At 72.6% G+C, this 25,272-nt stretch carries 19 protein-coding genes and 1 pseudogene; 9 read left to right on the top strand and 11 right to left on the bottom strand.

Translation table 11 applies throughout. The features are described from left to right. Positions 1-35 precede the first annotated feature (35 nt). Entirely contained in the window at positions 36-848 is an 813-nt protein-coding gene (locus ACFY1J_RS06135) for a Tat pathway signal sequence domain protein (protein WP_390707357.1), read from the bottom strand. A gap of 182 nt (positions 849-1,030) precedes the next feature. Between ACFY1J_RS06135 and glgX the strand changes: the two genes are divergently transcribed. From glgX to ACFY1J_RS06120, 3 genes are all read left to right on the top strand, one after another. Continuing rightward, entirely contained in the window at positions 1,031-3,172 is a 2,142-nt protein-coding gene (glgX, locus tag ACFY1J_RS06130; protein WP_390707358.1) for a glycogen debranching protein GlgX, read from the top strand. A 92-nt stretch (positions 3,173-3,264) separates the two neighbouring features. Further along, positions 3,265-5,634 (top strand): malto-oligosyltrehalose synthase, encoded by a 2,370-nt coding sequence (treY, locus tag ACFY1J_RS06125; protein WP_390730762.1) that lies wholly within the window; start codon positions 3,265-3,267, stop codon positions 5,632-5,634. Positions 5,635-5,785: 151 nt separating this feature from the next. Beyond that, positions 5,786-7,036, top strand: coding sequence for a M14 family zinc carboxypeptidase (locus ACFY1J_RS06120; RefSeq protein ID WP_390707360.1), 1,251 nt, complete (start codon positions 5,786-5,788; stop codon positions 7,034-7,036). A gap of 98 nt (positions 7,037-7,134) precedes the next feature. Here ACFY1J_RS06120 and ACFY1J_RS06115 read toward each other — a convergent pair whose 3' ends face one another. The 3 genes from ACFY1J_RS06115 to ACFY1J_RS06105 all read right to left on the bottom strand — a co-directional run bounded on the left by ACFY1J_RS06115 (position 7,135) and on the right by ACFY1J_RS06105 (position 9,595). Then, positions 7,135-7,560, bottom strand: a complete 426-nt coding sequence (locus ACFY1J_RS06115) for an SSI family serine proteinase inhibitor (RefSeq protein WP_390707361.1) — start codon at positions 7,558-7,560, stop codon at positions 7,135-7,137. Next, entirely contained in the window at positions 7,557-8,882 is a 1,326-nt protein-coding gene (locus ACFY1J_RS06110; RefSeq protein WP_390730761.1) for a M14 family zinc carboxypeptidase, read from the bottom strand. The genes ACFY1J_RS06115 and ACFY1J_RS06110 overlap by 4 nt, the downstream gene beginning before the upstream one ends. A gap of 161 nt (positions 8,883-9,043) precedes the next feature. Beyond that, on the bottom strand, positions 9,044-9,595 hold the full coding sequence (locus tag ACFY1J_RS06105) for an FHA domain-containing protein (RefSeq protein WP_390730760.1): 552 nt from the start codon (positions 9,593-9,595) through the stop codon (positions 9,044-9,046). A gap of 174 nt (positions 9,596-9,769) precedes the next feature. On the opposite strand from ACFY1J_RS06105, the gene treZ reads away from it, so the two are divergent. Continuing rightward, the gene (gene treZ, locus ACFY1J_RS06100) at positions 9,770-11,515 is read left to right on the top strand and encodes a malto-oligosyltrehalose trehalohydrolase (protein ID WP_390730759.1); all 1,746 of its coding nucleotides are present in this window, start codon (positions 9,770-9,772) and stop codon (positions 11,513-11,515) included. Positions 11,516-11,525: 10 nt separating this feature from the next. Here treZ and ACFY1J_RS06095 read toward each other — a convergent pair whose 3' ends face one another. The 4 genes from ACFY1J_RS06095 to ACFY1J_RS06080 all read right to left on the bottom strand — a co-directional run bounded on the left by ACFY1J_RS06095 (position 11,526) and on the right by ACFY1J_RS06080 (position 15,390). After that, entirely contained in the window at positions 11,526-12,476 is a 951-nt protein-coding gene (locus ACFY1J_RS06095; RefSeq protein ID WP_390730758.1) for a phosphotransferase family protein, read from the bottom strand. Between the two features lie 70 nt (positions 12,477-12,546). Continuing rightward, positions 12,547-13,674, bottom strand: a complete 1,128-nt coding sequence (locus tag ACFY1J_RS06090) for an aminopeptidase P family protein (protein ID WP_390730757.1) — start codon at positions 13,672-13,674, stop codon at positions 12,547-12,549. A gap of 133 nt (positions 13,675-13,807) precedes the next feature. Next, positions 13,808-14,371 carry a PDZ domain-containing protein gene (locus tag ACFY1J_RS06085; protein ID WP_390730756.1) on the bottom strand — a complete coding sequence of 188 codons (564 nt, stop codon included), beginning with the start codon at positions 14,369-14,371 and terminating at the stop codon, positions 13,808-13,810. Between the two features lie 143 nt (positions 14,372-14,514). Continuing rightward, complete coding sequence (locus tag ACFY1J_RS06080; RefSeq protein WP_390730755.1) at positions 14,515-15,390, bottom strand: LysR family transcriptional regulator; 876 nt, start codon at positions 15,388-15,390, stop codon at positions 14,515-14,517. Between the two features lie 93 nt (positions 15,391-15,483). On the opposite strand from ACFY1J_RS06080, the gene ACFY1J_RS06075 reads away from it, so the two are divergent. Together ACFY1J_RS06075 and ACFY1J_RS06070 are read left to right on the top strand one after the other, a co-directional pair. Then, positions 15,484-16,206 (top strand): hypothetical protein, encoded by a 723-nt coding sequence (locus ACFY1J_RS06075; protein ID WP_390707368.1) that lies wholly within the window; start codon positions 15,484-15,486, stop codon positions 16,204-16,206. Positions 16,207-16,267: 61 nt separating this feature from the next. Continuing rightward, on the top strand, positions 16,268-17,794 hold the full coding sequence (locus ACFY1J_RS06070; RefSeq protein WP_390707369.1) for a hypothetical protein: 1,527 nt from the start codon (positions 16,268-16,270) through the stop codon (positions 17,792-17,794). On the opposite strand, the pseudogene cyc2 reads toward ACFY1J_RS06070, so the two are convergent. Beyond that, positions 17,787-19,941: pseudogene (cyc2, locus tag ACFY1J_RS06065) on the bottom strand (germacradienol/geosmin synthase Cyc2). The gene ACFY1J_RS06070 and the pseudogene cyc2 overlap by 8 nt on opposite strands. A gap of 154 nt (positions 19,942-20,095) precedes the next feature. On the opposite strand from cyc2, the gene ACFY1J_RS06060 reads away from it, so the two are divergent. Together ACFY1J_RS06060 and ACFY1J_RS06055 are read left to right on the top strand one after the other, a co-directional pair. Next, entirely contained in the window at positions 20,096-20,926 is an 831-nt protein-coding gene (locus ACFY1J_RS06060; RefSeq protein WP_390730754.1) for an alpha/beta fold hydrolase, read from the top strand. Then, positions 20,923-22,185 carry a cytochrome P450 gene (locus ACFY1J_RS06055; protein WP_390707371.1) on the top strand — a complete coding sequence of 421 codons (1,263 nt, stop codon included), beginning with the start codon at positions 20,923-20,925 and terminating at the stop codon, positions 22,183-22,185. The genes ACFY1J_RS06060 and ACFY1J_RS06055 overlap by 4 nt, the downstream gene beginning before the upstream one ends. On the opposite strand, the gene ACFY1J_RS06050 is transcribed toward ACFY1J_RS06055, so the two are convergent. Both ACFY1J_RS06050 and ACFY1J_RS06045 read right to left on the bottom strand, forming a co-directional pair. Further along, positions 22,157-23,353 (bottom strand): damage-control phosphatase ARMT1 family protein, encoded by a 1,197-nt coding sequence (locus ACFY1J_RS06050; protein WP_390707372.1) that lies wholly within the window; start codon positions 23,351-23,353, stop codon positions 22,157-22,159. The genes ACFY1J_RS06055 and ACFY1J_RS06050 overlap by 29 nt on opposite strands. A gap of 22 nt (positions 23,354-23,375) precedes the next feature. Continuing rightward, positions 23,376-24,023, bottom strand: a complete 648-nt coding sequence (locus ACFY1J_RS06045; protein WP_390707373.1) for a ScbR family autoregulator-binding transcription factor — start codon at positions 24,021-24,023, stop codon at positions 23,376-23,378. A 452-nt stretch (positions 24,024-24,475) separates the two neighbouring features. Here ACFY1J_RS06045 and ACFY1J_RS06040 point away from each other — a divergent pair. Then, positions 24,476-25,272, top strand: a 797-nt coding sequence (locus ACFY1J_RS06040; RefSeq protein WP_390730753.1) for a lytic polysaccharide monooxygenase, incomplete at its 3' end; no start/stop codon positions are given.

Genomic DNA, 25,272 nt, shown 5'->3' with positions numbered 1-25,272 from the left:
GAATGGGACGCACGGCCGCTCGGCCGGACGTCCGATCAGCCGCGGTCGAGCTTTGCGACCTTGCGTGCGCTCAGGTCGATGATCAGCGACCTGGCATCGATCCACGGACCGTTCATGACCTTCGGGAACAGCCGCACGCACCGGTGCTCGCCGCACTTGTCGAGCACGGCGGGCTGGGCACCCGGAGTGGCCCGGTAGACCGCGCCGTTGAACAGCAGCTGGTCCGGCGAGGTGAGCTCGTGGCCGGTGGCGTCCTTGTAATCGGCCTTGAGGCCCGCGCCCAGCGGGTCGGCGATCAGGATCTTGGCCGCCTCGGCGTTCTCGGCACGGCTCAGCGGCGGCTGGACACCGTGCTGGCTGCTGGTCTGCTCGACCTTGCCCGTCGCCAGGTTGACGGTCTTGGTGACGAGGGTGTCGGTCTTGTAGTCGTAGAAGGTGACGTCGGCCCGCCGCGGCGCGTCAGGGTTGTCCACCTCGTCGGAGTCCGGGTCCGCCAGGTCGACGCTGAGGCGCTGCGGACCGTGGCTCCCGTCGACGTCCTCGCTCGTGTTGAGCAGCTGCCGGTTCACGGCGATCTGCTCGACCCGCTTGATCTCGTCGTCGGTCAGCGGGTCGCGGCCCTTGCCCTTTGCGCCCTCGGCCGGCGCCTGCTCGACGACACCCGGCTGCACGGCGCCGGAGTCCTGCCCGGCCTGCTGGGCGGACTGCGAATTCCCCTTGGTTCCTCCTGTCTCGTCGGCCCCTGCCGTCCCCGGCAGGGTGATCCCGACCATCACGGCGGTACCCGCCACCGCTATGGCCGCACCGGCCACCACCTTGCCCAGATGGCGGTGCACTATCGTGCGCACATCTTCCCCCTACTCCCCCTGTGTCCCCGGGAGTACGTGTCGGCCCCACTGGATTCGGCATACCTCGTATGCACTGGTCGTGCGGTAAGAGGGACGTAAGTCACAGGGGGTTCCATCACTTTCGGGCAGACTCGTGGCCAAGGCACCCCCAGCGGTGCGGGACACCTGGAAGAGTCGTTTCCATGCAGGTCTGGCCTGGAGAGGCGTATCCGCTCGGCGCCACGTACGACGGCGCCGGCACCAACTTCGCGGTCTTCACGGAGGCCGCGGACCGAGTAGAGCTGTGTCTGCTGCACGAGGACGGCTCGGAGACGGCAGTGGAACTGCGCGAGAGCGACGCGTTCGTGCGGCACGCGTATCTGCCGGGCGTCATGCCGGGGCAGCGGTACGGGTTCCGGGTGCACGGCCCGTACGACCCCGGGCGCGGGCTGCGCTGCAACTCGGCGAAGCTGCTGCTCGACCCGTACGCGAAGGCGATCAGCGGGTCGGTCCGGTGGGGCGAGGAGGTCTACGGCTATCACTTCGAGGCGCCCGAGAAGCGCAACGACCTGGACTCCGCGCCGCACACGATGACCTCGGTCGTGGTCAACCCGTACTTCGACTGGGGCGACGACCGGCGTCCGCGCACGGAGTACCACCACACCGTGATCTACGAGGCCCATGTGAAGGGCCTCACCATGCGCCACCCAGGGCTGCCCGAGGAACTGCGCGGCACCTACGCCGCGCTCGCCCACCCCGCCGTCATCGCACACCTGACCGAACTCGGTGTCACGGCCCTGGAACTGATGCCCGTACACCAGTTCGTGAACGACCATCGCCTGGTCGACATGGGTCTGAACAACTACTGGGGCTACAACACCCTCGGGTTCTTCGCCCCGCACAACGCGTACGCCTCCTGGGGCGACCGCGGCCAGCAGGTCCTCGAATTCAAGTCGGCGGTCCGCGCCCTGCACGAGGCCGGGATCGAGGTCATCCTGGACGTCGTCTACAACCACACCGCCGAGGGCAACCATCTGGGTCCGACCCTGTCCTTCCGGGGCCTGGACAACGCGTCGTACTACCGCCTGGCGAACGACCCGCGCTACTACACGGACACCACGGGCACCGGCAACTCGCTGCTCATGCGGTCCCCGCACGTGCTTCAGCTGATCATGGACTCGCTGCGCTACTGGGTCACCGAGATGCACGTCGACGGCTTCCGCTTCGACCTCGCGGCGACCCTGGCCCGGCAGTTCCACGAGGTGGACCGGCTGTCGTCGTTCTTCGACCTGGTGCAGCAGGACCCCGTGGTCTCCCAGGTCAAGCTGATCGCCGAGCCGTGGGACGTGGGCGAGGGCGGCTACCAGGTGGGCAACTTCCCGCCGCTGTGGACCGAGTGGAACGGCAAGTACCGCGACACCGTACGGGACCTGTGGCGGGGCGAGCCGCGGGCGCTCGCGGAGTTCGCCTCCCGGCTGACCGGCTCGTCCGACCTCTACCAGGACGACGGGCGGCGCCCGCTGGCCTCGATCAACTTCGTGACCTGCCACGACGGGTTCACGCTGCACGACCTGGTGTCGTACAACCACAAGCACAACCGCGCCAACGGCGAGGACGACCGGGACGGCGAGAGCCACAACCGGTCCTGGAACTGCGGTGTGGAGGGCGACACCGACGACCCGGAGGTACGGCAGCTGCGGGGCCGCCAGATGCGGAACTTCGTCGCGACGCTGATGCTGTCCCAGGGCGTGCCGATGATCAGCCACGGGGATGAGTTCGCGCGCACGCAGCGCGGCAACAACAACGCCTACTGCCAGGACAACGAGCTTTCCTGGCTGCGCTGGCCCGGTACCGACGAGCCCGGCGGCGAGTCCGGCGACGGGCGCGGCGGTGAACTGGTGGACTTCACGCGCGCGATGGTGTGGATGCGCAAGGACCACCCGGTCTTCCGCAGGCGGCGCTTCTTCCACGGCCGCCCGGTGGAGGGCACGCACGACGAGCTGTCCGACATCGCCTGGTTCACCCCGGAGGGCCGGGAGATGACCCAGCGGGACTGGGACTCGGCACAGGCGTCGGCGCTCACGGTCTTCCTCAACGGCAATGCGATCTCCGAGCCCGGATCGCGCGGGGAGCGCATCGGCGACGACTCCTTCCTGCTGATGTTCAACGCCTCGCCGAAGTCCCTGGACTTCGTGGTGCCGGTCGACCACGGCCGGCAGTGGCAGGTCGTGGTCGACACAGCACGCGTCGACGGGGTACCGCCGGGCACGGGTCCGAAGGTGGGGGCCGGGGAGCGGCTGACCCTGGTGGACCGGAGCCTGACCGTGCTTCAGCGGCCGGCCTAGGAAAGGGGCTTCGCTCGAATGCCGGTCGCGCGCATGGGCCACGTGCCGGGTGCCGTGACACGAAAGGTGGCGGGATGGGTACGTAGGTTTGCATGACATCTGAGCGACCCGACCCGGTGGTGCCGACGGCCACCTACCGCTTGCAGCTGCAGCCCGAGTTCCCGTTCGCGGCCGCGGCGGCGGCCGTCCCCTACCTGGCGTCGCTCGGCGTCTCCCATCTGCATCTGTCCCCCGTCCTGGAGTCCGTCCCGGGCTCCACGCACGGCTACGACGTGGTGGACCACGCGCGCGTGCGGGGCGAACTCGGCGGCGAGGAAGGCCTGCGCACGCTGTCGCGCACCGCGCGGGAGCACGGACTCGGCCTGGTCGTGGACATCGTGCCCAACCACATGGCCATGGCCCCGCGCCACAACCGCGCCCTGTGGGAGGTGCTGCGGGAGGGCCCCAAGTCGCCGTACGCGCGCTGGTTCGACATCGACTGGGACGCACAGGGCGGGCAGGTGCTGCTGCCGGTGCTCGGCGGCCCGGTCGGCGCGGAGCTCGGGCAGCTGGTGGTCGACGGCGACGTGCTGCGCTACCACGACCATGTGTTCCCGCTCCGGGAGGGCACCGAGGAGCTTGCGCTGCCGCAGCTCCTGGACGCGCAGTGGTACCGCCCGGTGTGGTGGCGGCTGGCCCGTACGGAGCTCAACTACCGGCGGTTCTTCAGCATCTCGGAGCTGATCGGGGTGCGGGTGGAGGACCCGGAGGTCTTCGAGGCCACGCACGCCAAGATTCTTCAGCTGCTGCGCGAGGGCGTGGTGGACGGGCTGCGCATCGACCATCCCGATGGTCTCGCCGACCCCGACGGCTACCTGGGGCGGCTGCACGAGGCGACCGGCGGGCGCTGGACCGTCGTCGAGAAGATCCTCGCCGGCGGGGAGGCCCTGCCCGCCTCCTGGCCGGTGGCGGGCACCACCGGCTACGACGCGCTGCGGCACGTCGACGGCCTGTTCACGGACCCGGTGGGGGCCGGTGAACTGCTCGGCCAGTACCGGAGGTTCGCGGCCCCGCAGACGGACCGGGGCGGCGACTGGGAGGCGACGGTGCGGCGGGCGGCGTACAAGGTGCTCACGCACGAGCTGGCCGCCGAGACGGACCGGCTGACCCGGGTGGCGAACCGTCTGTGCGCCGGCTCGCCGGACCCGGCGCTGCGCGACCGGGCCCCCTGGGCGCTGCGCACCGCGCTGCAGGAGCTGCTGGTCCGGCTGCGGGTCTACCGGCCGTACGCCTGCGCTGACGCGGCCGCCGTCGTCACCGAGGAGGCCGCCGAGGAGGCCCGCCGTGCCTTTGTCGTGCCCGAGGAGGGCCGGGCGGTCGATGTGGTGCGCGGTCTGCTGGTCGGAGCGGCGGGTGACGGTCCCGGGCCGGCGGAGTTCCGGGCGCGGTTCGCGCAGACGTCGTCGGCCCTGCGCGCCAAGTCCGTGGAGGACACGGCGTTCTACCGCTACGTGCCGCTGCTGTCGGCGACCGAGGTGGGCGGCGACCCGGGCCGCCCGGGGGTGACCGCGGCGGAGTTCCACGCGTACTGCGCGCGCGTGCAGCGCGACTGGCCGGTCACCGGGACCGTGGTGTCGACGCACGACACCAAGCGCAGCGCCGACGTGCGCGCGGCGCTGTCCGTGCTGACCGAGTGCCCGGGGCGCTGGGCGGACGTGCTCGCCGAGGTGACCCGGGACGGCGAGGGCGTGCCGGACGCGCAGCTGGCCTGGGCCGCCTGGCAGACGGTGTTCGGGCTCGGCCCGGCGGACGGGGAACGGGTCGGCGAGGCCCTGCTGAAGCACGTCCGCGAGGCCGGCCTGTACACGAGCTGGACGGAGCAGGAGCCGCCCTACGAGGAGGCGGTGGCCGCGTTCGTCGCGGAGGGGCCGTGCGGGGCGCCCGGTGAGCGCGTGGCCGCCTTCCGCGGCTCCCTGGAGGCCCACATCCGGGCGAACGTGCTGGGCACCGCCCTGGTCCATCTCACGATGCCCGGGGTGCCGGACCTCTACCAGGGCACGGAGGACGAGTACCGGGCACTGGTGGACCCGGACAACCGGCGCCCGGTGCGGTTCCCGCCCGCGCAGCAGGCCGGCGCGTCCGGGGAGAAGGCCGCACTGACAGCGGCGGCCCTCCGACTGCGCGCCCGCCGCCCCGACACCTTCGGCGACACGGCCACCTACACACCACTGGACGCCCAGGGCCCGGCCGCGGCCCACTGCGTGGCGTTCGCGCGCTCCGGGGACGTCGTGACCGCCGTGACCCGGCTGTCGCTGCGGCTGGCGGAGGCGGGCGGCTGGCGCGACACCCTGCTGCCGCTGCCCCCAGGACGCTGGACCGACGTACTGACACCGCAACGAGAGTTCACGGGGCACACGCGCGTGGCCGAACTGTTCGGGCCCATGCCGGTGGTGTTGTTGGAGCGGGTCGGGGACGCGGGGTGAGGTGTGCTGCTCACGGGAGACGACGGTCGTCGCCGTCGTCTCAACCTCGAATGCATCTGGGCGCCCCCTGGAGGCTCCCCCGCGCCGTGCTTGACAGTCCACCCATGCCGTGCGGCACTGGGGATTGCCAAGCCGGGCAGACAAGACGGGGGTGAGTCTCCTGCCGGAGCCGCGTTACCCCAGTGTTCCCGAACTGGTCGCAACCGCCCGGGCATTGGCCGCTCACCGGCCGGGCCTGTGTACGTTGCGGCAGGTGGGAGTCTCCCGCGAGGGAAGACCCCTGCACCTGCTGTCCGTGGGCCACGCCAGACCGGCCGTCCTGGTGGTGGCGGGCGCCCACGCCAACGAGCCGACCGGGGGCGGCACCCTCCTCGCGCTCGCCGAACGGGTCGTACGCGCCCCGGAGCTGCGCGCCGACACCTCCTGGCACTTCCTGCTGTGCGCGGACCCGGACGGGGCCAGCCTGCATGTGACCCCGGCGCCGCGCAGCCTGTTCGACTACCACCTGGGCTTCTACCGGCCGGCCGGCCCCGAACAGCCGGAGTGGTCGCCGTCGGTGCTGCCGCCCGACCGGCTGCCGCCCGAGACCCGGACCCTGACCGGCGTGATCGACGAGCTGCGCCCCTTCCTCCAGGTGACTCTGCACGGGACCGATCTGGGCGGCAGCTGGGTGCAGCTGACCAAGGACGTGCCGGGGCTCGCCGAGCCGTTCGCCAAGTCGGCGGCGGAGCTGCGCATCCCGGTGGAGACGGGCTCCTCGGACGCCGCGGGCTGGCCCGCCTCCGGGCCCGGCGTGCATGTGATGCCCGGACCGGAGTCGGGCGTGCCCTACCCGAGCATGCCGGACGACGCACGGCACAGCACCTGGTACCACGCCCACCGGTACGGCGGCCTGACCGCGGTGGTGGAGGTGCCGATGTGGGCCAGCGACCTGGTGGACGACCCGGCTCCGCACCCCGCCCCCGTGGCGGCGATGCGGCACCTGGCCCGTCGCCTCCAGCGGGACGCGCTGGAGGTGGAGCGGGTACTGGCCGAGGCCCTGCCACGGCTGGACGGCGCCGAGGGACCGCTGCTGCGGGCCGCGAAGTGGGCGCTGGAGCTGATCCCGGGCCTGGCCGAGGACTGGATCCACACCCCGCCCGTCGACACCACCAGGGCGTACGTGGGCAGCGTGGACGCCTTCGGACGGCGGCTGCCGCTGCGGGCGGCGGCGATGCTGCTACGGGTCCTCCAGGAGGCCGACGACCGCGCCGCCCCCGAGCTCGAACAGCTCGTCGCCTCCTGGTGCGACGCCTTCGCCCAGCGTTTCCGGGCCCGCTGGGTGCCGCTGGAGCACCAGGTGGAGCACCAGTCCCGCACGGTCCTCGTGGCGGCGCAGTACGCGCGCGAGCGGGTGGCGTGAGGCGCGGCACGGGGAGAGCGGCGGGACGAGAACGGGCACGCGCGCGTGGGACACCCGTCACGTCCCACGCACGCGTGCCCCCGCGCCCCGGCCCGGCCTCAGTCGTCCAGCCGGAACACCTCCCCCGTCCCCGCTTCCATCGCGCACGCGTTGGAGAACGTCTTCTCGTTCTCGACGGTCCGGCCGTGCCACTGCCCGAACACGCGGACGGTGACCGGGGCGTAGATCATCGGGCAGACGGCGTCCGCCTTGGCCGGGAGGCTGCCGATGTCGCCGTCCGCCGCCTCCAGTTCGGCGCAGGCCTCGGCCGCGTGGGCGTGGCCCAGGGGCGGGTCGCACAGCAGCAGGGTGCCGCGCATGTCGCCGGAGCGGGTGTCGCCCCGGGTGACGGTGAGGTAGAGCCAGTTGCCGGAGTGGGTGTCCCGGGCCGCCGCCTGGGCGGCCGGGGCGGGGCAGGCGGCAACGAGGGCGGCCGCCGCCAGCAGGGCGCCGCGTACGGCGGTCGCTTGCGTGAAGTACGTCATTCCCGGTGCATCGGCACGGCGGCCTCGGCACCCCAGCCCGACTCACCCGAACGGGACGGCACGCGCGCGTGCCGCCGCGCCAGTTCGAACGCGCTCAGCACGACCCGCGCCTGGTACTCGGCCTGGCGGGCCACCGGGATCCAGCGCGCGCCACAGCCGTCGCGGTAGTCCGCGCACCACTCGTCGATCAGCCGGTCCAGGTCCGGCAGGACGCCGGCCGGGTCGTGCCCGGTGCTGAGCACGAGCCGGCGCAGCAGTCCGGCGGTGCGCAGGGCGAGCCGGCGCCCGGAGATGCGCAGGGCGGCCAGGTGGGCGGTGTTGAGCGCGGGCAGCCGGCGGGCGCTGCCGTCGTCGGTGTCGGGGTCCCAGGAGTCGGCCAGGCCGGGGCAGACGAGTAAATAGTCGTCGACCGGCGCGAGCAGGCTGGCGGCGTCGGGCACGGCGGCCAACTGGGGCCGGATCCGGGCGAGGACGCCGTCCAGGAGCCGGGTGTCGTGGCGCAGGGTGCCGCTGACGGTGCGCAGCACCGCGTCCCGGTCGGCGGGCGGCGAGCCGTCCTCCACGGCGGCCACGCCCCACATCGGCGCCTCGACGATCGCGGTCACCGTGCCGTACCGGTGCGGATGGAACCAGGTCGACTCGACGGCGGCCTCGGTGATGGCCGCGGCCAGGTCGCCCCGGCGCGGCGGCGGGATCCGGTAGACGGCGGGTCCCACGCTGGGCCAGTACAGGGTGTCGTACGCGCCGAGTTCACGGGGGATGCCGAGGCGGGCCGCGGAGTGCGCGACGCGCCGGGCCAGGCCGGGCAGGTCGCGGGTGAGCTCCACGAAGCCGCCGCCGACGTCGACTCCGTGCAGGGAGCACTGGAGGAAGGGCCGCAGCTCGTCCTGGAGCCGGAGCAGGGCGCGCGTCTCGGGCAGCACGGCGGCGGCCGCGCCGTCGGGCAGCCATTCGGGCTGCTCCAGGAAGCCGGGCCGGAAGAAGTTCCGGAAGTAGTGGTCCAGGGTGTACGGCCCGGACAGCCAGCCCTCGTTGCGGCGCGAGCCGTCGGGGTCGAGGCACAGCAGCAGGTTCCAAGTGGTGTCGGCGGCCTCGGTGAGCCGGGAGTCGGCGAGCGTGCGCTCGGCCAGCCGCAGGACGGTGGCGCCGCCCACCGGCTCGTTGGCGTGCGGCCCTGCCACGACGAGGGCGTGCCGGCTGCCGTGACCGACGGAAAGCAGCCACAGGGGCGCACCCGCGCGGGAGGTGCCGATACGGCGCAACCGGGCGTCCTCGGGGCGGCGGGCGACGAGCGCGGCCGCGCGGGCACCCAGCTCGTCCACGGTCGGATAGCGGAGGAGCGGCAGGGCACACCTCCACAATGTGGTGCCGTCGTTTCACCTGGTGTGCATGGTGTACGCACAGTCAGTCACGAGTTCAGGGGTACGTCAACACCGCGGCGAACAACTCGTTTTCGGCCACCGTGTCCGATGCCGGGCCCCGCTCAGTTCGAGGAGAGCCGGAAGGCCATCCGTCCGAAACCCACCTGGTCGCCGTCGCGGACCACGGCGGCGCCGATCACCCGGCGCCCGTTGACGGTGGTGCCATTGGTCGAGCCGAGGTCCCTGAGGACCCACATCCCGCCCTGGCTGCGGAGTTCGGCGTGCACGCGGGAGACGGTCTCGTGGTTCAGCCGCAGTCCGTTGGCGGGGTCGCGGCCTATGCGCAGCGGATGGCCGTTGCCGGCGTGCGGCAGCATCAGCTTGGGCAGCCGCTCGGCCTGCCAGGCGGTGCGCAGCCGTACCGTGAAGCCGGAGACCGCCTCGACGGTGCCGAAAAGGACCCGCGAGAGGCGGTTCTCCCTGGGCAGGTCGGCGGTCAGCGCGGCGAGTTCGTCGGCCCGGCGCGCGGCCAGGGCGAGTTCCATGCGACGCACGAACGTGTCGTGCGACAGACGGCCCTTCGCGACGCCGTCACGGAGCACCTGCAGCGCCTTGTCGCGCTCCGCGTCCGAGAGCCGCGCGGGGTACGTGTTGAACTCGAAGGACGACGTCACGCTCGTGATTGTCGGTCAGTGAACCCCGGGTGTCCAGAAAACGGGGAAACGACCACCACGCGCGCGTACTCCTGGCGACACCCGCGGAGAAAGGAAGGATTCAAGGCGCGTCCGTCCCGGTCACGGCACGATGGACGGGCTACATCACGGTGAACAGACGAAGGGGAACCGTCCGTGCAGTTCGAGGTGTGGGCACCGCAGGCAGACCGTGTGACGCTCCATTGCGGGGGCGCCACGCGCGCGTTGGAGCGCGATCCCGAGCGGGCGGGGTGGTGGTCCGGGGAGTCGGAGGCGCATGACGGGACGCGGTACGGGTTCGCGCTGGACGACGGTCCCGTGCTGCCCGACCCGCGCTCGCGCCGCCAGCCGGACGGCCCGGACGGCCCGAGCGCGGTCGTGGACCAGGAGCGGTACGCGTGGCGTGCCGAGTGGGCGGGGCGCCCGCTGCCGGGGGCGGTCCTCTACGAGCTGCACGTGGGGACGTACACCCGCGAGGGCACCCTGGACTCGGCCGCCGAGCGGCTCGTGCATCTGGTGGAACTGGGCGTCACACACGTGGAGTTGATGCCGTTGTGCCCCTTCCCGGGGCAGCACGGATGGGGGTACGAGGGAGTCTCGCTGTGGGCGGTGCACGAGCCGTACGGCGGCCCGGAGGCGCTGAAGCGGTTCGTCGACCGGGCGCACGAACTCGGTCTGGGCGTGGTCCTGGACGTCGTGCACAACCACCTGGGGCCGTCCGGCAACCATCTGCCCGCGTTCGGGCCGTACTTCACCGAGACGCATCACACTCCCTGGGGAGCCGCGGTCAACCTGGACGCGCCCGGTTCGGACGAGGTGCGCGCGTACCTCGTGGGCAGCGCACTGGCCTGGCTGCGCGACTACCGGATCGACGGGCTGCGGCTGGACGCCGTGCACGCGCTGCGGGACACGCGCGCGTGCCACTTCCTGGAGGAGCTGTCGGCCGCCGTGGACGCTCTCTCCGCCGAGCTGGGCAGAGCGCTGTTCCTGATCGCCGAGTCCGACCTCAACGACCCACGGCTGATCACCCCGCGCGCGGAGCACGGCCTCGGCCTGCACGCGCAGTGGAACGACGACTTCCACCACGCCCTGCACACCGCACTGACCGGCGAGTCCCAGGGCTACTACGCCGACTTCGCCCGCGCCCCGTTCACCGCCCTCGCCAAGACCCTCGCCGGCGGCTTCTTCCACGACGGCACCTACTCCGGCTTCCGGGGCCGCCACCACGGCCGCCCGCTGGACCGCGCGACGGTGGCCGGGCACCGGCTCCTCGGCTACTCCCAGACCCATGACCAGATCGGCAACCGTGCCCAGGGCGACCGCCTTTCGCAGTCCCTGTCCCCCGGTCTGCTGGCCTGTGCCGCCGCGCTGACGCTGACCGCGCCGTTCACGCCGATGCTGTTCATGGGCGAGGAGTGGGCCGCGGGCACCCCGTGGCAGTTCTTCACCGACCACACGGACCCGGAGCTGGCCCAGGCGGTACGGCAGGGCAGGCGGCGGGAGTTCGCGGCGCACGGCTGGGCCGAGGAGGACGTGCCCGACCCGCAGGACCCGGCGACCCGCGAGCGCTCCTGCCTGGACTGGTCGGAGCCGGAACGAGAGCCCCACGCGCGCGTGCTGGCCTGGTACCGCCGGCTGGTCGCCCTGCGCCGGGAGGAGCCGGACCTCACCGACCCCGACCTCGCCGACACCAAGGTGGCGTACGACGAGCAGGCCCGCTGGCTGGCCTTCCGGCGCGGGGACGTCCGGGTGGCCGTGAACCTGGGCAAGGAGCCGGCGGCGATCCCCCTGGGCGCCGGAAAGGTACGGGTGCTCGCCGCCTGGGACCCGCTGGAGGCGCCGGGCGCCGACGGGCTGCTGCTGGTGCCCGGGGAGTCGTGCGTGGTGCTGACGCAGGACTGAACCGGCGGGACTACAGTTCCTCGCCCGTCTCGGTCTCCTCGTCCCGGAACTCGGTCGCCCGCTCCAGCAGGATCGCTTCCCAGGCGCGCCGCAGCTGGGTGCGCAGCAGCGGGAGGGGGCCGGTGTCATGGCCGTCCAGACGGTTCATGAGCCGGACGACGGTGTCGCAGCGGGCCAGCCACAGGCCGCGCAGGCAGGGGCGGGCGCCGTAGCCGGCGAGGGTGGCGGCGCGTACGGCCGCGCCGGAGCCGACGGCGAGGACGAGCCCGGCGATGTCCTCGGCGGGGTCGCCGACGACCACGCCGGTCCAGTCGAGGATGCCGCGCACCCGGCCGTCGGCGCTCACCACGAGGTGCTCGCCCCTGAGGTTGTGGTGCACCAGGACCGCCGTGCCGGGCTGTGCGGCCAGCTGGGCGGCGGCGGCCGGGGTGAGCTGCAGGATCAGGGCGGAATCGAACTCGTCGGCGGCGCCGAGACGTTCCGCGGCCCGCACGGCCATCCGGCGCAGCGCCTCCAGCGAGCGCGGGGCGACGCGTGGCACGCCGAGCGTCTCCGCCTGCCGTACGGGTACCTGGCGCAGTCCCGTGAGCAGGCCGGACAGGTCGGCCTCGCCGACGGCGGAGACGTCGTGCTCCTCCCCCGTGCCGCCGGGCACCTTGGTGTCGAGCGTGTAGGTCAGCCCAGGGGCCCACTCGCCGTGCGCCACACTGACGGGAACAGTGACGGGGACGTGCGGCCGGACGAGGTCGCGCAGGCGCAGTTCGCGGCGCTGCCGGGCGGCGGCGTCGCGGTCGGGCGCCAGGCGCAGCACATGGCGGGTGCCGACCCACCATGTGGAGTGCTCGCCGCCCTCCGCGACGGGCCGCACGTCCGGCCCCGAAGTACTGTCCGCGCTCTCCTTGAGCAGCGTACGAACCAGTCTGCGGACGGTGTCCGCGGTGGGTGTCGGTGCCTGGGTCATGTCGCGCCGTTGCCGTTCGGGGTGGTGTCGTCGAGGGTGCGTCTGTCTCCTGGTGTCCGGGGCGGCCCGGTCAGTCCACTATGACCATGTCACGAGTCGTGTTGTTGAGGCGACGGCCGCCGTCCGCGGTCACCGTGACGATGTCCTCGATGCGCACTCCGAAGCGGCCGGGCAGATAGATGCCGGGCTCCACGGAGAAGCACATGCCGGGCACGAGGGGCTGTGTCTCGCCCTCGATCATGTACGGCGGCTCGTGGGTGGTGACACCGATGCCGTGGCCGGTGCGGTGGATGAAGTACTCGCCGTACCCGGCGCCGGCGATCACCGCCCGGGCGGCCCGGTCGACCTCCTGGCAGGCGGCGCCGGGGCGCACCGCCCCAAAGCCCGCCTCCTGGGCCGCGCGGACGATGTCGTGGACCTTCCGCTCCTCGTCCGTGGGCTCGCCCACGTGCACGGTGCGGCTGGTGTCGGAGCCGTAGCCGTCCTTGAGGCCGCCGAAGTCGAGGACGACCATGTCGCCGTGGCGGATGACGCGGTCGCCGACCTCGTGGTGCGGGTTGGCCCCGTTGGGACCGGAGCCGACGATGGTGAAGTCGACCTGTGAGTGCCCGAAGCGCCGCAGCAGGTCGGCGAGGTCGCGGCCGACGTCGGACTCGCGCCGGCCGGCGAACGGCACCTTCCGGATCTCCTCGAACGCGGCGTCGGCGGCGGCTCCGGCGGCCGCGAGCAGTTCCAGTTCCGCCGCGTCCTTCACGGCGCGCAGCATCGGCAGCGCGTCGGTGAGGGCGGCGTAGGAGGTGCCGGGCAGGATCTTCTGCAGGCCGAGCAGATGCATCGCCCAGGCGTTGTCACTGATCCCGAAGCGGCCGCCGGCGTCGAGGAGGGCGGCGGTCACGGCGTAGGGGTCCGTGCCGTCGGTCCAGCCGCGCAGGGTCAGGGCGGGCGCGCCGGACGCCTTCTCGGCGTCCGGGGCCTCCAGGGTCGGTACGACCAGCACGGGGTCGCGTCCGGCGGCGAGGACGAGCACGGTGAGCCGTTCGGTGACCGCGGTGGGCGCGTAGCCGGTGAGCCACACCATGTCCGGTCCCGGCGCCACGAGCAGGCCCGCCAGCCCGGCCTCGTCGGCCGAGCGCGCGGCGCGCTCCATGCGGGCCCTGTAGTCGTCGGCCGTGAAGGGCGCGGGCGTGCTACCGGTCATCCAGGCCTCCGGGGACGTCTGGGGGCGGGGCAAAGGATTACGGGCAGCATCCTGCCCGGACACGGAGGGCCGCGCGAGCCGGTTACGGGGTCCCGCGGCCACGGTGTCGCCGGCCGCGGGTACTTGCGGGAGGTCATGTGACGACGCCGGGGACGGCCGTCAGCCGCTGGTAGCCGCCGCCGCGGTGCCGCACCGTGAGCGTGACCTCGGCTCCGGGGCGGGCGCCGGAGACGGCCCGCGCGAGGTCGGCGGCCGTGTCGACGCGTGTCCTGCCGAAGCGCAGGAGTACGTCGCCGACGACCAGGCCCGCGATGTGGGCGGGGCCGGGCTCGTGGACACCCACGACCAGCGCCCCCGACTTCTCGGCGTCCACGGCCTCCACGCCGAGGCTCGCGCCGGCCGGTGACGGCGCGGCCGAGCGGGTTGCGGTCGCGGCCGGCTGCGGAGCCTGATGACGCAGCTGGGCGAGTCGGCTCATGCCGATCACCGTCGCGCCGACCGTGCCGAGCCCGACTCCGGACAGCACCAGGACCGTCCCGACGAACAGGCTGAGCAGCAGAGTCCTGAGCCGCCTTCCGCGCCGGCGTGCGGCATGCGGGCGCTGGGCGGTGCCGGGGGTGGCGGGGGTGCCGGGGGTGCCGCTGTCCCGCCGCTCCTGACCAGGCATCGGCTTGGGACGCAGTGCAGTCTCTTCCATGGATCGCCTCCGGCTGGTGCTCTACCCGGCGTACGCAGGCGCGACGAGCCACGAACGAGTGAGACTGCCCCGGGGGCAGCACCGGGAAGTCATGAGCGGCACGGCACGGAACCAGCCGTGTTCGCCGGGTCCCGCCCCCTCGGTCAGCTCCCGTCGGTCAGCCGCCGCACGAGGTCCGCCGCGGCTCCGCCCGGTGTCCCGCCGTACAGCAGTTCCGTGCGGTGCACGATCCGTGGCGCGGCGAGCGGAACGGCGACCGCCCCGCGTACCCCGCCGGCCGCCGAGTCGGGCAGCACGGTCAGACCGCGGCCCGCGGCGGCGAGGGCGGTGAGGGCGTGGACGTCGGTTCCCTCATAGCGCAGGGCCGTACGGAAGGCACCGCCACCGTTGGCCGCACGCAGCTGGGAGAGGGGCAGTCCCGCGTCGGGAGCGTCGAGCCAGCGGGCGTCGGCGAGGTCGCCGAGGCGCAGCCCCGCGGTGCCGTGGCGGGCGGCGAGCGGGTGCGTGGCGGGCAGCAGGACGCTGACGGGCTCCTCGGCGACGCCGTGCGCGGTCAGCGGCGCGACATCGGGCAGCCGCAGCGGGTCGCTGGGCGCGGCGAGTCCGTCGACCAGGCCCAGATCGGCGGCGCCGGTGGCGACGGCGGCCGGGATCTCGCCCCGGGCGAGGACACGCAGGGTCAGCCCCGCGACGGGGAGCGCGGCGAGGACGCGGGGCCCGAGGGCGGTCGCCGTCGCGGCGAGGGTCAGTCCGTGGGCGGGCGCGGCGGCCAGCCGCAGGACGTCCGCGCGGGCCGCGTCCAGGCGCAGCAGCAACGGGTGCGCATGGTCCAGGAGGCGTTCACCGGCCGCGGTGGGCACGACGGGGCGGCGGGTGAGCAGCGCGGTGCCCAGGTCCTGTTCGAGCGCGGCGATGTGCTGGGACACCGCGGACTGGGTGTAACCCAACGCGCGGGCGGCCTGCGAGAAGGAGGCGAGGCGCGCGACGGTGACGTACGTACGCAGCAGGTGCGGGTCCATGCCGGACAGCATCCCACTGCATCAGTGATGCTTATCGATCGTGCACGGATCATCGTTGGACGTGAACCCGGACCGGCGCCCAGGATGAGGGCCATGACGGACAACGCCGCGCGCACCGCCACGATCGCCCTGGTCGGGGACCGCTCCCCCAACGTCGTCTCGCACACCCGGATTCCACGCCTGCTCGACGCGCTGGCCGAGCACGACCGGCTCGTCCTGGACGCGTACTGGGTCCCGTCCGAGGAGGCCGTGGCCGCGGACGCGGTGCGCGGTTTCGACGCCGTGTGGGTGCTGCCGGGCAGCCCCTACCGCAGTGAGGCGGGCGTGCTCGGGGCCATCCGCACCGCCCGCGAGGAGGGCATCCCCTTCCTGGGCACCTGTGGCGGGTTCCAGCACGCGCTCCTCGAGTACGCCCGCAACGTGTGCGGCCTGACCCGGGCCGCGCACGCCGAGAACGAACCCGGCGCCGAGGACCTGCTGATCGAACCGCTGGCCTGCTCCCTGGTGGGGCACGAGGCGTCGGTGACGATCGAACCGGGCTCGCTGGCCGAGTCGGTGACCGGCTCGGCGAAGACGGTGGAGCGGTACTTCTGCGCGTACGGCCCCTCCCGTCACCTCGACACGCTGCGCGCGCACGGCCTGCGCTTCTCCGGCCACGACGAGGACGGCCAGGTGCGCGTCGCCGAGCTGCCCGGCCATCCCTTCTTCCTCGCCACGCTCTTCCAGCCGGAGTTGTCCGACGAGGGCCCGCGCCCACACCCGGTGGTACGGGCGCTGGCGCGAGCCGCCGCGGAACACGCCGCACGCGAGGGCTGAGGGGGCCGGGCCCAGTGGCGGCCGAGTCGCGTTGTCAGTGGGGGCTGTTACGTTCTGTGACATGACCGATCTCGCCCTGCGGCTGCTCCGGCAGCACGACCGCCTGGCCGAACTGGCCGCGTTCCCCTTCGACTTCGACCTGGCCCGCGCAGCCCACGGCCACGTCGAGGCGGTCCGCCTCGCCTCGGGCGGCCCGCTGGAGGTGGTGGCGGGGGACGACACCGGTGGTACGTACTTCGTGTGCGCGGACGGCTCCGTGCTGTACGCCGACTCCGAGGGCTCGGCCGGGATCATCGGCTCGTCCGTCGACGAGGCGCTGGAAGTGCTGATCGGTCTGCCGGGCTGGCACGACTACCTGGGCCTGTCGCCGGCGGACGGCGAGGAGACGATCCTGGCCCGCGTCGCCGAGACGGAAGAGGAGATCCGCGAGTCCTACGGTATCGACGAGGAGCGCGCCGAACTGCGCGCCGCGCTCGGCCTGCCCGCGCGGTCCCCGGTCGAGCTGATCGGGATGCTGCACACGGCCCTGTCGCGCACCGAGCCGGACTTCGTGCTGCTCAACGCGGAGGGAGGCTCCTACGAGCCGCTCGGCCGGCATGCACGCCCGCCCCTGTGGGAGCCGGTGCTGGCACAGGGGCAGGCCGACCTCGCCGGGCTGCGCGCCGGGGACGCCGGCCTGCGCGCCACCGTCGCCGACGATCCCGTACGGCGCCGACTCGCGCTGCGGGCCGCGCAGTTCGACCGCTCGGACGGCGACCTCCCCTTCCTGCGCACCCTGCTGCGACGGGAGGCGGAGTCCTCGATGACCGACGAACTGCGACTCGCCGCCGTCCTGGTGGGGCTGCACGGGGACAGCGCGGACCTGCCGCTGCTGCACGAGGTGCGGGACACGGACTTCGACACCTGGTGCGGCCTGGGCGGCATACCGGAGCCGGACGCCGACGGGGAGGAACTGCGCCGCTGGGCCCGCGCGTCGGACGACTCCCTGTTCGGTACGGATCCTGCCGACGAGCCGCTGACGACCTGGACCGGCCTGGCCGCGGAGCAGGGCCTGACCGAGCTCGCCCGGGTCGCCCTGATCCGCAGGCTGGACGAGATCGTCATGGACCAGAGCGCGTTGCGGCGGCCCGGGTCGTCCACGAAGCTCGACACCTCACCCCTGCACTCCCTCGCCCATGAGTTTGAGTGCCTGGGCGATGTGCCGCAGGCCCTGCGCGCCCAGCGGTTGTACGCGGCACTCCAGGAGACCGCCTCGGACCGTGTGTCCGCCCGGCTGACCCAGGCACGCCTGGAACGCGAGAGCGGCGCGCTGGACCGGGCGGCGGTCGCCCTGGCCACCCTGCGCGATGTCCTGGCCGGCCCCGCCGACGACTTGCTGAAGCACTGGCGGGGCGTGAACCTCGGCTCGTTCATCGCCGAGGAGCACTACACGCTCGCCGGTGCGCTGGCCGACGCGGGCCGCCCCGAGCAGGCCCACGCGGTGCTGGCCGCCGGGGAGGCGATACACGGCGAGCTGTCGCAGGCCGCCGGGCGGGCCGTACGAGAGCTCGCCGCCCGGACGTCGGCGCGGATACGCGAGCTCAGCTGACCGGCAGCGCGGGCACGGGACGCGTGTCCGGGCGGAAGCCGTGGGTGCGGCGGGCGAGGTAGGAGGCCTGGTAGCGGTCGACCCGCTGGTGCCAGTGCAGGACTCCGGCCAGCCAGTTCTGCAGGTCGAGGACATAGCCCCGGATGGCCTCCCTCGCCTCCTCGGGGAGGTCGAAGTCGTCGTACACGACCGGCAGTTCGTTCGTCACGACGTGCTCGAACTGGCGCATGCGCTGGGTCATCAGGTCGTGCACGACGCCGAGCGCGGTCGGGTAGTCGATGCCGAAGAAGTTCTGGACGACGAGGATGCCGTTGTGGATCTCGCCCTCGTACTCGATCTCCTTCTGGTAGGAGAAGACGTCGTTGAGGAGGCACCCGTAGTCCATGGCGGCGTTCTCCAGCGAGCGCACCGGCCCGCTGCGGTAGACCTCCGGCGGGATCGCGGGGCCCCGGCCCATGCGGCACAGGCTCAGGGTGAGGTCGGAGCCGAAGGTGGCGCGCCGCATCTCCAGATAGTCGACCGGGTCGGGGATGCGGTTCTGCAGCTGGTTGGAGAGTTCCCACACCCAGCTCTCGGTCATCGCTTCGACCGACTGCTTCAGGGCGGTGCGTTCGCCGGGCGGCATCTCGGCCGTCGTACGGGCCCACAGGTCGATCAGTCCGCGTTCCATGCCGTTGACCGGGACGGGGACCGCCTCGTCGTCGAGCGGCATGCACGCGGACAGCCGCCCTGTGGTCAGCCGGGCGGCGGCCAGGTCGCGGCGGTGTCCGAAGACGAGGGGGTAGTAGTCGTCGCTGTAGGTGCCCCAGGCGAGCCAGTGCGCGCTGAGGTCGAGCGCCTCGGGGCTCGCGTCCGGATCGAGGCCGGCCGAGCAGAGCGCGAGGTCGTACGCGGTGAGCTTGTCCTCGTCCCAGACCCCCTCCCGGAGCATGCCCATCCGGTGCATCCAGCCGGTCAGCCGCGCGCGGGCGCCGTCCAGGTGCGGGGAGAGCTCCAGCGGGAAAGGCATGCAGAAGTCGGGCAGCAGGGACGGGCCGACCTTCTGGAAGGGCACATGGGAGTAGGCGCGCAGCCGTTCCGCCGCCGAGGCGAGCAGGGCGCCGATGTCGGCGGCGGAGGTGCCCGGGCCGGCCAGGCCGTGCCACGGGGAGACGGAGACGGCACCCTCGTTCATGTACCGGCTGGAGCGCAGGTGCCATTCGTGGCCGCCCGACTGCCAGTCCTGTAGGCCCTTCGTGTAGGCCGCGACCGCCGCGACCTGGTCGGGGGTGAGGCCCTTCTCCAGGGCGAGCGCGGGCACTTCGGTCAGCGCGGTGTGCTCGAACTGGTGCAGGCGCGAGGTGAGGATGTCGTTGACGGTGTCGGCGGCCTCCTGGGTGGTGCAGCCGAAGAAGGTCTCCAGGACCAGCACGCCATTGCTGTTCTCCCCCTCGTCCTCCACCTCCCGCTGGTAGGAGAACAGGTCGTTGCGCAGGTGCACGGCGTCGGAGAAGGTCTCCATCAGCACCCTGAGCGGCCTGGATCCGGCGACGCGGGAGGGCACCTCGGCGCTCGCGTACTCCACGAGCCCCGCCGACCAGGGGGCGCCGCCCACCTTGCGGCGCATCTCGATGTACTCGACGGGATTGGCGATCCGCCCCTCGTTGATGTTGGACAGCTCCCACATCGACTCGTTGAGCAGGTGCTCGGTGGCCACCGCGAACCGCGCGCGCCAGTCGGCGGACATCGACGGCACAGTACGCGCCCACAGGTCGGCGAGGCCCGCCTCGACGGGGTTCTCCGGCTCCGGTAGGGCAGTTGCCAGGTCCAGCGGCATGAACAGCGGCAGTCGGTCGAGGTGGGCCTTGCCGGCCGCGCGGTCCTGGGTGCGCTTGTACCGCTCCAGGAAGTGGTCGTCGAAGAAGAACACCCACACGTACCAGTCGGTGATCAGCGAGAGTGCGGGTCCGTCGCAGTCGGGGTGGGTGTAGGCGCACAGGAGCCCGTAGTCGTGCGCCTCCAGGTCCGCCTGCTCCCAGACCCCGGAGCCCTCCAGCATGCCCATCTCGCGCGCCCACGCCGTCGAGTGGGCACGCGCCTCGTCGACATGGGTTCAGCCGCGCGGGGTACGGCATGTAGAAGTGCGGGAGTTCGAACGGCTGCGTCATGGCCGGGGCCCTACCCGTGGCCCCCGCCAACCATCCGCCGGGCGACACATGATCACACCATCGCGTGAACCGGGCGGAAACCCGCCAACTCGCCCCGTACGCAAGCCCCGTCCGCGCTCTTGCCGAGCCCCCGCCCGCGGGTCACGGTGGTCGCATGACCTCCTTCGTGCTGCCCCATGAGGTGCACGGCGACGGCGCCCACAAGGTGTTCGCCGTGCACGGCCGGTTCGCCGACCGGTCCGCCTACGCGGCCGTCCTGCCGGACCTGGACCGAGAGACGTTCACCTACGCGCTGGTCGATCTGCGTGGTTACGGGCGGGCCAAGGACGCCGTGGGCGCGTACACCACCGCCGAGGCGGCGCTGGACCTGGTGGAGCTGGCCGATCGCCTCGGCTGGGAGCGGTTCTCGGTGGTGGGGCACTCGATGGGCGGCGCGGTGGCCCAGCGGCTGCCGGCCGTGGCCCCGCACCGGCTGCGCCGGATCGTCGGCGTCTCCCCCGTGCCCGCCTCGGGGCTGCCGCTGCCCGGCGAGCAGTGGGAGCTGTTCGCGGACGCGGCGCACCGGCCGGAGAACCGGCGCGCGATCATCGACTTCACCACCGGCGGCCGCCGTCCCGCGGCCTGGCTGGACCGGATGGTCGACACCTCGCTGGAGCGGAGCGACGCCAAGGCGTTCCGCGCCTGGCTCGACTCATGGGCGGGCGACGACTTCCGCGCCGACGTCGAGGGCTCGGACGTACCCGCGCTCGCCGTGGCCGGGGAGCTCGACCCGGCCCTGTCACCCGGGCTGGTCCAGGAGACCTGGATGTCCTGCTACCCGCGCGCGGAACTGCGGCGGCTGCCGAGCGCCGGCCTCCCCCAAGTTCTCGACTTCGCTCGAACAGGGGGGACCCCCATAGCGATGGACGAGACGCCGCTGGAGCTGATCCGGGTGGTCGAGGAGTTCCTGCGCGAGGACGGGCCCGGCACGGGCGGGACGGCGTGAGCGTGCGCCCGGCTCCACCCGTTCCGGACGTCTTCGATCCGCGCCGCTACGCGTCCGGTGTGCCGTACGACGACTACCGCGTCCTGCGCGACCACCACCCCGTGGCCCGGCAGGACGAGCCCGAGGTGCTGGGCTGGCCCGCCGGGCCCGGGTTCTGGGCGGTGACCCGGCACGCGGACGTGGTGCGGGTGCTGAAGGACGCGGCGACGTATTCGTCGTACATCGGGGCGACCCAGATCCGGGATCCGGACCCGGAGGATCTGCCGTTCATCCGGAGCATGATGCTCAATCAGGACCCGCCGCAGCACGGGCGGCTGAGGCGGCTGGTGAGCCGTGCGTTCACACCCGGGCGGGTCGACCGGTTCGCGGACGTCGCGCAGGAGCGGGCACGTACGCTGCTCGCCGACGCCCTGGAGGCGGCCCGCGCGTCGGACGGCACGGTCGACCTGGTCACGGCCGTCACCGACGAGTACGCGCTGCTCAACCTCGCCGACCTGCTGGGTGTCCCGGCGAGCGACCGGAGGCTGCTGCTGCGCTGGACACAGCGGGTGATCGGCTATCAGGACCCGGACGAGGCCGGTCCCCCGGTGCTGGACGGTCGGGGCAAGCCGGTCAATCCGCGGTCGCCCGCGATGCTGCGGGACATGTTCGACTACGCCCGGCAACTGGCGGCGTACAAGCGGCGCTACCCCGCCGACGACGTGATGACCACGCTCGCCCACGACGCCGAACTCACCGGCGCCGAACTGGAGATGTTCTTCTTCCTGCTCACCGTCGCGGGCAACGACACGGTGCGCAGCGCCGCTCCGGGCGGGCTGCTGGCGCTGGCGGAGCATCCGGAGGCGTACCGGATGCTCCGCGAGCAGGAGGTCCGACTCGACACCGCTGTCGATGAGTTGCTGCGCTGGCATCCGCCCGTGCTGACCTTCCGCCGTACCGCGGCACACGACACCGAACTGGCCGGGCGGAAGATCCGGGCCGGTGACAAGGTGGTCGTCTTCCACGCCTCGGCCAACCGCGACGAGCGGGTCTTCATCCGCCCGGACCGTCTCGATCTGGCCCGTACACCCAATCCGCACGTGTCCTTCGGGGACGGTCCTCATGTGTGTCTGGGCGCCCACTTCGCGCGGCTTCAGCTGCGGCTGCTGTACGAGGAGGCGCTGCGGGTGCTCCCCGCGCCGCGCCTGGCCGGGCCCGCGGAGCGTCTGGTGTCCAACTTCATCAACGGGCTCAAGTCGCTTCCGTTGTACGTGGATTGACCTGGACCAGTGCATGCGTGCCACCGGTGCGCCAGCGCTGCCCCTCGGCGGCGACCAGGGCGGCCTCGGTGCGGGTGTCCAGGCCGGTGATCACATCGGACTTGAGCGTGCGCAGGGCGGCGACCGGGCCGGGGAAGTAGGCGGTGACGTCCCGGAAGGGCGTGGCCGGGGGCCACAGCCGGTCGCCCACCAGGCGCCGGTAGTTGAGGTCGCCCTTGAAGAGCGTCAGGGCGGCCGCGGCGAAGTTTGCGCGGAGGTCATCGGGCATGTCCGTGTACGGCAGCGGGGCGCAGGAGAAGGGGTGGGCGCGTACGGCCAGTCGGCCGTCGGCCATGGCCGCCCACAGGCGCCGCCCGTACGCGGCCGGCGCGCCCGGCGCCGAGGTGAGCCGGCGCAGGGCGTCGACCACGTCGGCGGTCGTGGCGTCGGAGACGTAGTACGGGTACGGCTTGACGTGCAGCACGGCCCGGCCGACGCGCCCCTCGGCGAGGAGGCGGGCGATCAGCAGCAGGTCCGGGACGAGTTCGCGGCCCGCGTTGTCCGCGACCAGGCACAGGGTGCCCATGCCGGAGGGCGGGAGCAGGGACCACAGGGTCTCGCTGTCGTCGGCGACCAGCGCGGGCACGGCCTCTTTGGCCTCGGCACCGGCGTCGGACAGCCGGAAGCCGAGGTCGGCGCGGTTGCCCCAGAGCGAGCCGTGCAGCAGGGCCCGCGCCCGCTCGTCGGCCGGGCCGTCCTCCAGGGCGTCGAGCGCGGCCAGTTCCTCGTCCGTCTCCTCGGCGTCGAGTTCGGCCAGTTTGAAGGGGCGGAAGGGGTCGATGTTCCGCCAGGCGCCGGGGCCGAAGAAACCGACCGCGTCGAGGAGCCGGCGGTAGAAGTGGCTCTCGGACCACAGCCAGGGGACGTCGAACCAGGACCGGCCGGTGTACGCGTCCATGCCCCACTCCCGCCATCGGTCCCGGTCGGGCGCGTCGGCGGAGAGCGGCTCGATCACGCCCTCGGTGCAGCACTTGTGCAGCGCGTCGAGCGCGCGGTGCTGCTCGGGGCCGTACGGAAAGGCGTCCCGTACCTGCCGGATGATGGCGGGGTGCCGTTCGGCCAGCACGCTGTGGGGGAACGAACCGGGTTCGTTGCCGAGGATCACGGGCGCGGCGGAGGTGTCGGGCATGCGCGTCACCGTACCGCGCGCGTCAGACGGTTCTGATCTCCCGCTCCAGCTGTGAGGCGAGCGTCAGATAGCGGGCGCGGCGGGGCACCGGGACCAGGCTGCGGATCATGAGGTGCCACATCTCGGCGACTCTGCGCGGCAGTCGGGCGACGGGTTCGAGGGAGCGGCCGGCGACCCGGGTGCCGACGAAGAAGTACACGAGTGAGTGAGCGACGGCATCGATGTCTATGTCCGGGTGCACATCGGACTCCCTGACGGCCCCGAGGAGTTTGCGGGTGGCCAGCTCCAGCCACTCGGCGAAGGGATGCCGCAGCGGCGGCCGTACGGTGACCTCCGCGGTGGCGAGACGGAGCCCCGCCCGGGGGATGGGGCCCTCGACGGCGAGCCGGGCGATCCCGAACGTGGTGCGCATCAGGGACTCCAGCGAGGAGCAGCCCCGGCTCTCCACTTCCTTCAGCACCTGCCGCGACGCCCTGGACTGGAGCTCCATGATGGCGTGCGCCAGGTCCTCCTTGGCGGCGAAGTGGAAGTACAGCGCCCCCTTGGTGACCTGGGCGTGTTCGACGATGTCACTCAGGCTGGTGGATTCATAGCCATGACGGTCGAACAGGTCGGCTGCGGCTGTGATGATCGTTGATCGGGTCTGCTCGGCGCGTAACTGCCTCGCCATCGACTGGACACTCCTTGCGGTCAGAAACGAACGGGACGTGCCGTTTGTTTTTTACCCCTCGCATACGATAGCTCACCCTGAGAGAACGGGAGCCAGGTGTGCGGGGCGGGTGGTCGACACGTGTAACTGATGTGCGGACGACCGTCGTCACCATCGAGCTCCGACAAACGGACGAAGTCAAAGTACGTCCCTCCCTCGACATCTCCCGTATTTCCGGAGGCTGTGGCGGCCGGCGGGCCGCCGCACCGGTGATCGCCACGATACGAGGCGGGCGGCCCGTTCTCAATGGGACCTTGACGGAACCTCAAAACAGACGGACCGGTCGGTCGTTGACTCTTGGTCGCTTTCGCGAGGATCGGCCGTGAGGTGCGGCCGTGAGGTGAACGGGACGGGTGTCATCTCCGTACTGCACGGAGCAGACCGTTCCAGCGCCGGCCGAGGAGACGTCCCGGATGACTCGGATGACCGCACACCTCAGGGTCACGGGGGCCGCCGTCGCGGCCTCGGCCCTGCTCTCCCTGTGGGCGGCGGGGCCCGCCCTGGCGCACGGTGCGCCGACGGATCCGGTCAGCCGGGTGTACGCCTGCTCCCCCAGCGGTGGCAGCGCCTCAACGGCGGCCTGCCGGGCGGCGATCACCGCGAACGGCACGTCCTTCGTGGCGTGGGACAACCTGCGAGTGGCGGGAGTCGACGGCCGGGACCGGCAGCTGATTCCGGACGGCAAGCTGTGCAGCGGAGGGCTGTCCGCCTACAAGGGCCTCGACCTGGCCCGCGCGGACTGGCCGTCGACGCGGCTGACGCCGGGCGGGCGGCTGACGATGACGTACGCCTCGACGATCGCGCACACGGGAACGTTCAAGCTGTATCTGACCAAGCCCGGCTACGATCCGGCCGGGCCGCTGAGGTGGTCCGACCTGCCCGCGCAGCCTTTCGCCCAGGTCACCGACCCGGCCCTGACGAACGGGGCGTACCACATCACCGCGAAGCTGCCGTCGGACCGGACGGGACGTCAGGTGCTCTACACCATCTGGCAGAACAGCAGCACGCCGGACACCTACTACTCGTGCTCCGACGTGGTGTTCTCGAAGTCGGCCGAGACCTCGGGCGGGGCGAGCGCTCCGGCGAGGAAGCGGGAGAGCGCCGGTCCGTCGAGGAGTGCGAAGCCGAGCCCTTCGACGTCCTCGAAGAGCGCCGCGACCCCGTCGGCCCCCGCGGCGGACGCCCCGCAGTCGGCCGCGGGCGCCGCGGG

This window comes from Streptomyces sp. NPDC001406, assembly GCF_042895285.1.
GTDB lineage: Bacteria > Actinomycetota > Actinomycetes > Streptomycetales > Streptomycetaceae > Streptomyces.
The sequence above is the reverse complement of the archived record's forward strand: the minus strand, read 5'-3'. Positions and strand labels throughout refer to the sequence as shown.